This window comes from Prosthecobacter sp. (assembly GCF_044222345.1).
In the GTDB taxonomy this organism is placed as follows: domain Bacteria; phylum Verrucomicrobiota; class Verrucomicrobiia; order Verrucomicrobiales; family Verrucomicrobiaceae; genus Prosthecobacter.
Window position 1 is genome coordinate 20,515 of record NZ_JBGANL010000062.1, and the last position, 6,685, is coordinate 27,199.

Consider the following 6,685-nt stretch of genomic DNA (forward strand, 5'->3'; position numbering starts at 1 on the left):
ATCGCAAACGCTTCGTCACTTCGGCATTTCCACCTGCCCGTTCGACATCAGGTACGCGATCAGATTCTTCACATTCTCGTCTCCCAGCGCCGACAGCAGGCCTTCTGGCATCAGCGACACGGGAAGCTGCGCCTGCTTCACGATCTGCGTGCGCTCAAGGGTGATCCGCTCGGCTGGCGTCTGCACCGTCAGGGTGCGCTCAGTCTGCTCGGGGATCACGCCGGTGATGGTGCGGCCGTCCTTGAGATTGAGCACGCTCACGCGGAAATCCGCAGGCACCACAGCGCTGGGGTCCAGGATGTTTTCAAGCAGGTACTTCAGGTTGTGGCGGTCGCTGCCTGTCAGCTCGGGGCCGATGGCACCGCCCTGGCCGTAGAGCTTGTGGCAGGCGCTGCACGCCGCCGTGAAGATCATGCGGCCTTTGGCCGGGTCCGCCTTCGCCACCACGTCCGGCTTCAGCAGGCCCTCCCATTTCGCAAACTCCGCCTTCTTCGCTTCCGGTGTGTCGCGAATCTCGCCCCAGGCTTCGGTGAGCAGGGTGTTGAGTGATTCATCGCCCAGGCTGCGGATCTGTCGCGCCTGGAAAGGGGAGATCGCCGTCGTCGGCACCTTCTTGGCCTTGATCGCTTCCAGCAGCGCCTTCGCGTAGCTCGGGCGTGAGGTCAGCGTCGCCACCGTCGCAGCCTGCTGCTCTTCGCTGCGGCCGGGCCATGGATTCAGCATCGCCTTCGGAATGTTCGGGTCATCATACGCCGCCAGCGCGCTGCGGGACACGGTGCCCAGCACCTTGTCATTGATCTGGGCGCGAATCACCGCCAGCAGCTCCGGCTTGGCGGTGCGCGTGAGGCTCTTGAAGGCGTTGAGACGCGCATTGGCATCCCCCTCCGCGTTTTTCACGATGGCGATCAGTTCGTCCGCTGCACGGCCGCTGCCAAAGACTGCGGAGAGCGCGAGGAGAGGGGACGTCGCCGTTCCCTTGTCCGCTCCGGCAGCCGGGAGACCGCCGCTCTTGGTGATGAACTCATCCCAGCCCTTCGGCTTCTTCGCCGAGCTGAAACCATCCAAGCCTGCGGCCAGTCCGGCCAGCACATCTTCCCGCACGTCTTTCTGCTCCGTCATCAGCGCCACCATCGCATCCACCGCCTCCGGCTTCGTCTCGATCATTTCCGCGATCCGGCGCGCCACCAGACGGCGCACGGTGGGCAGCTTTGCCTCCTTGATCAATTCCACGCCCTTTAGCGGGTCCACCGCCACGGCAGGCTCGATTCCATACCAGATCATGAGTGGTTGCTGGCGGTCGTTCGTGTCTTCTTCGTGCTTCGCCAGAGCGGTGGCAATGGGCCAGCGGGCATCGAGAGGGAGGCTCTGCATGTCGGATGCGGTTTGCAGGCGCACCAGGCCGTCTTTGCTGCTGGCATCTGCCAGTCCGCGCAAGGCACGCGGTGCAGGCCCGGCACCTTTTTCGTATTGCTGCTGCAGGTCCATGCGTGCCCACCAGTTGTTGCTGGCGGAGCGTTCCCCCTTCTTCGACTCCCCATAGACGATCTTGTAAATGCGTCCGCTCGTCCGGTGCACGCCGTCGTTGTCATGGCACTCCCCGCTGTCGCTCCAGTCGGAGACGACCACGTTGCCATCGGGGCAGGTGAGGAGGTCGATACCACGGAACCACTTGTCCTTGGCCTGCATGAAGTCGGGCGCGTGCTTGCCCACGTAGCCGCAGCCTTCGCGCTCCAGTCGGTCCATGTTGATGCGGTTGCCATGCAGATTGCAGGTGAGCATGGCGCCCTCGTATTCCTTCGGCCAGACCCCGCCCTGATAAATGAGCATTCCCACATGCGCGTGGCCGCCGCCGAGTTCGAGCGTCTTGTTGCTGATGCCCTTGCGGATGTCGCTCCATTTTTCCGCGCCGGTGTCCCAGTGAAAATGGTCGGCGGTCTGCTCGATGACTTCATACACATGCGGATTGAGATGCGTGCCAAACATGCGGCGGTAATACGCGCCGGGGATCACATGCCACAGGTGGCCGATGACAGTGTTGATCATGAACAAATCGCCATTGGCATTCCAGTCATGGCCCCAGGAGTTCGTGCCGCCATGCGCCACCGTCTCCAAAATCTTCAGCGTGGGGTGGTAGCGCCAGATGGCGCAGTTCATCTTCACGCGCTTGTCCGCAGGAGTTCCCGGTGCGCCCACGCTCGAGGTGTCGGTGATGCCGTGGCGGCCATACAGCCAGCCATCCGGTCCCCAGCGCAGACCGTTCACAATGTTGTGGCCGATGGTCTTCACATTGAATCCATCCAGCAGCACTTCCGGCTCGCCATCGGGGATGTCATCGCCGTTCTTATCCGCGATAAAGCTCAGTGTGCCGTTGTGCAGCACCCACACGCCGCCGTAGCCGGTTTCCACGCTTGTGAGGTAGGCACCGTTTTCCCAGAACACCTTCCGGCCGTCGTGCTTGCCGTCACCGTCCTTGTCTTCCAGGATGATGATGCGGTCACGCAGCTTGGTGTCCCAGCGCATGGGGTTCTCCGCATAGGTGTAGTTTTCCGCCACCCACAGCCGCCCCTTCTTGTCCCAGCTCATGGCGATCGGCTGCTGCACATCCGGCTCGGCGGCAAACACCACGCACTTGAAGCCCTTCGGCAGCTCCATCGTCCGTGCCACCTCCTCGGCAGGCATCGGATCCCCCTTTTCGGTGTTGAAGGGTTTCGGGAACTCGTCCGCCCATGAGGCGAGAGTTGCAAAGGACAAGAATGACAGAAAGGCGGCGCGACGTATGCTCATAAACGAAAGTGGACCTTTCCAAACGCCCGCCACGTACGCAATCTTCAAATCATCCCATGAAACGCACCCTCTTTCTTTTGGCCGTGTTTTCCGTGTGTTTCACGGTCCATGCCACCGCCGCGACCAAAGGCGTCGCCAAGCCTAAAAGCCCGCCTGCCCGCACCGCCACCGATCTCGCCGCATCCATCCGCCCATCACTGGTCAAAATCACCCAGCTCGGCCGCGAAGGCACCGACGGCATTGGCTCCGGTTTCATTGTGAGCGAGGACGGCCTCATCGCCACGAATCTGCACGTCATCGGCGAGGCCCGCCGCCTTCAGGTGGAGATGCACGACGGCAAAACCCACGATGTCACCGTTGTCCAGGCCAGCGACAGCCACCACGACCTCGCCCTCATCAAGATCGATGCCAAGGGTCTCAAACCCCTGCCGCTGGGAGATTCCAGCAAAGCCCGCCAGGGCGATCCCATCGTCGCCATGGGGGCCCCTGAGGGCCTGGCTTTCAGCATCGTGCAGGGCGTCCTCTCGGCCACCCGCGACATCGACGGCCTGGAGATGCTGCAGGTCGCCGTGCCCATCGAGAAAGGCAACAGCGGCGGCCCCTTGCTCGACATGCAAGGGAACGTGTTGGGGCTGCTCACATTGAAGTCTCTCAAGACGGAAAACCTCGGCTTTGCCATGCCGGTAAACGACCTCAAAACCCTCATCGAAAAACCGAACCCTGTGCCCATGTCCCGCTGGCTGACTATCGGCGCGCTGAATCCCAAGCAGTGGCAGACCTTCTTGGGCGCACAGTGGACGCAGCATGCCGGCGTCATCCGTTCCGAATTCCCCGGTGCAGGCTTCGGCGGCCGCGCACTCTGCCTCTCCACGCAAAAGGTCCCGGAGGGCACTTTTGAGATCGCCGTGACAGTGCGGCTCGATGACGAAGCCGGTGCCGCCGGTCTCACTTTTTGCTCGGATGGCGCGGAGAAACACTACGGCTTCTACGCCTCCGGCGGCAAGCTGCGCCTCACCCGCTTCAATGGTCCCGATGTCTATTCTTGGACCATCCTTGCCGATGTCCCCAGCGATGCCTACAAAGCCGGAGAGTGGAACACCCTGCGCGTGCGCGTCGAGCCTGAGCGCCTGGTCTGCTTTGTGAATGGCAAGCAGGTCATCGAAAGTGACGACACCGGCCTGCGCAGCGGCTCCTCCGGGCTGTGCAAATTCAGGACGACCGTGGCAGATTTTCGCAATTTCCGCGTCGGCACCGATCTCGCTGAAAAACCCCTCCAGCCCGAAGTCGCCTCCCAGCTCCGCTCCAAGGTGGAGGAATACATCACCGCTGCCGCCACCGCCGACAAAACCCTGGATGGCCTGCTGGAAAACCCCGCCGCCGCCCGTCGCGTGCTCGTGGAGCAGCGCCGCAGGCTGGAGGAGGAAGCCGCGAAGCTCCGCGATCTGGAGCGCGAACTGCACCGCCGCGCCATGACCAAGGAAATCCTGGCCGAACTCGCCAAGCCCGAGCCGGAGATCAATCTGCTGCGCTGCGCCCTGCTGCTGGCGCGCCATGACAATCCGGAAATCGACATCTCCACCTACCTCAACAGCTTCAAGGCCATGGTGCTGGACCTCAAAGCCGATCCCGAAATCACGAAAGGAACCATCCCCGCCGTGAAGCGCCTCAGCCGCTACCTCTTTGAAGAGAACGGCTTTCATGGCAGCCGCGGCGACTACGGCAGCCGCTCCAACAGCTACCTCAATGAAGTCCTCGATGACCGTGAAGGCCTGCCCATCACGCTCAGCGTGCTCTATGTGGAGCTCGCCTCCGCACTCGGCGTTCAGGGCGTGTTTGGCGTGCCACTGCCTGGCAAATTCATGGTCGGTTATCGTGATGGCCCTGAGGGCGAACTCCAGCTCGTGGATGTCTTTGAGCACGGCAAGCTCGTTACCGTGGAGCAGGCCGCGAAGGACCTCACCGAGGACGGCCATTTCCCCGAAGGCGCCCTCTCTCCCACCACCAAGCAGGCCATCCTCCTGCGCATGCTGCGCAATCTCATGAGCAGCGTTTTCGATGACAGCCGCTCCCTGCGCGAATCGCTCCCCTATTTGAACCTCGTCCTCGCCATCGATCCCCAGTCCGCCGCAGAACGCCTCACTCGTGCCCAGATGCGCCAGCGTCTCGGTGAAAAAGCCGGTGCCCGCGAAGACGTCACCTGGCTGATCGACAACTTTCCCAATGACGGCCCTCCCGAACTCATGCAGCAGCTGGACCGCTGGTTGCAGTCATTAAGAGAGTAGTTTTATCCCTTGAACCCCGCCAGCCGCACCCCAAACAGCCAGCGAAACGGCGGCTTGAGAGCGATCGCTTTTCGCAGGCCATGGGGCAGCAGTTCCAGCAGCTTTTCGCAAATCACCGCAGGCCAGGTGGGCAGCAGCATGAATTTGCCATGCCCGCCGAAAATGATGCGTGTTTTGGCAAAGCCAACCTGCCGGAACAGCTCCGACAAATCCCCCACCGTGTATTCCTTGAGGTGAAACCCCTTCGCCTCCCGATCAATGATGCAACTGATGTCGTGCGGGCCGGTCAGGCGGCTGGGGGTGATGCAAAGATAGACGCCACCGGGTGCCAGCGCTGTATATAGGTGGCGCAGTTGCTCCACGGCATCGTCCGGGTGCAGGTGCTCCATCAACTGGTTGCTGTAGGCCACGTTCACGCTGCCCGGTGCAACGGGGATCGTGCTGCCGTCTGACAGCACCAGCCGCAGGTTTTCCGGCAGCACGCGTTTGCGGGTGATTTCATGGGTGATTTCATCAGACACATCCACCGCCAGTACCTGGGAAACTTGCGCCGCCACCGTTTTGGCCAGCTCACAATCTCCCGGCCCGACTTCGAGGAACACCGTTTTCGGCGTCAAAAAGGGCGTCAGGATCTCCATCTTCTCCGCCACATCGGCGGCCAGTCGTTCGGGGGAGGCCTTGTTCGTATGCTGGGGGTGCTGCGGCACACGTTTGAAAAGCTCGTCATAGACTTCGGAGTAGAGCGTGCGGCGTTGCTCCTTGGTCGCATTTCGCAGCCGGTCGGCGAGTTCGCGTTCCACTTCGTAGTGCTGGCGGAGCTGTTCCGGGGTGCGGGTATCGGTGACGGTGACGGGCATGGATGTCGAAAAGCTAAGCGCCAGAAGGGTTTCAGGCAAGGATTCGCACTCTCTTGCTCATTGCCGAAGGCGAATTAGCATGGGGCCGATGCTGAAACACCTCCTTCTGCTCTGCCTTTTTGCACTTGCGGCCCACGCTCAGGATCTGGGCCCGGCCAAGGATGATCCTTCCGTGCCCAAGGATCGCGACACCATTCTGCGCATCCAGATCTTCCTCGACAAAAATCTTTTCGGCCCCGGCAAGCTGGATGGTGCCATCGGTGAGTTCACCTACAAGGCGGTGGTGAACTACAATTTCGCTCACGGGCACAAGGATCTCTACAACTGGGCGCGCATTCAGGCGGCAGCGGAGGCCGAGGTGCCTATCATCTTCGCTGCGTTCAAGATCCAGCCCATCCTGACCCGCTACGTGACTGCCGACCTGCCCGAAGACTACGAAAAGGCGTCGGTCTATCCCTTCATGGCCTACCGCAGCATGCTGGAACTCATCGCCGAGCGCTTCCACACGGACGAGTCCTTCCTGACCGTCATCAATCCCAAGAAGAACCTGGCTGCGCTCAAGCCGGGTGACATCATCGTGGTGCCCAATGTGAAATCCTTTCGTATCGAGGATATTAAACCCATGCAGGGCTTTAAAACGGATGCGACCCTCAGCAGTCACACCATTGTGGTGGACACCACGGAGCGCATGGCCGCCATCTACAGCGACAAGGAGATGATGTTGGCCGCATTCCCCATCACCCCGGGCAAGCCGCAGTTCAT

General features: G+C 61.5%; 3 protein-coding genes and 1 pseudogene. 2 read left to right on the forward strand and 2 right to left on the reverse strand.

Annotated elements, in window-relative coordinates; genetic code table 11:
* Positions 1 to 15: 15 nt before the first annotated feature.
* Positions 16 to 2,784, reverse strand: coding sequence for a PVC-type heme-binding CxxCH protein (locus tag ACILSL_RS23065; protein WP_395734423.1), 2,769 nt, complete (start codon positions 2,782 to 2,784; stop codon positions 16 to 18).
* Positions 2,785 to 2,840: 56 nt separating this feature from the next.
* On the opposite strand from ACILSL_RS23065, the gene ACILSL_RS23070 reads away from it, so the two are divergent.
* A complete protein-coding gene (locus tag ACILSL_RS23070) occupies positions 2,841 to 5,066 on the forward strand; it encodes a trypsin-like peptidase domain-containing protein (protein WP_395734424.1) in 2,226 nt (741 codons plus the stop codon).
* 2 nt (positions 5,067 to 5,068) lie between these two features.
* Here ACILSL_RS23070 and ACILSL_RS23075 read toward each other — a convergent pair whose 3' ends face one another.
* On the reverse strand, positions 5,069 to 5,923 hold the full coding sequence (locus tag ACILSL_RS23075; RefSeq protein ID WP_395734425.1) for a class I SAM-dependent methyltransferase: 855 nt from the start codon (positions 5,921 to 5,923) through the stop codon (positions 5,069 to 5,071).
* An 88-nt stretch (positions 5,924 to 6,011) separates the two neighbouring features.
* Between ACILSL_RS23075 and ACILSL_RS23080 the strand changes: the two are divergent.
* Positions 6,012 to 6,685 (forward strand): annotated as a pseudogene (locus ACILSL_RS23080) (hypothetical protein); the annotation flags it as partial.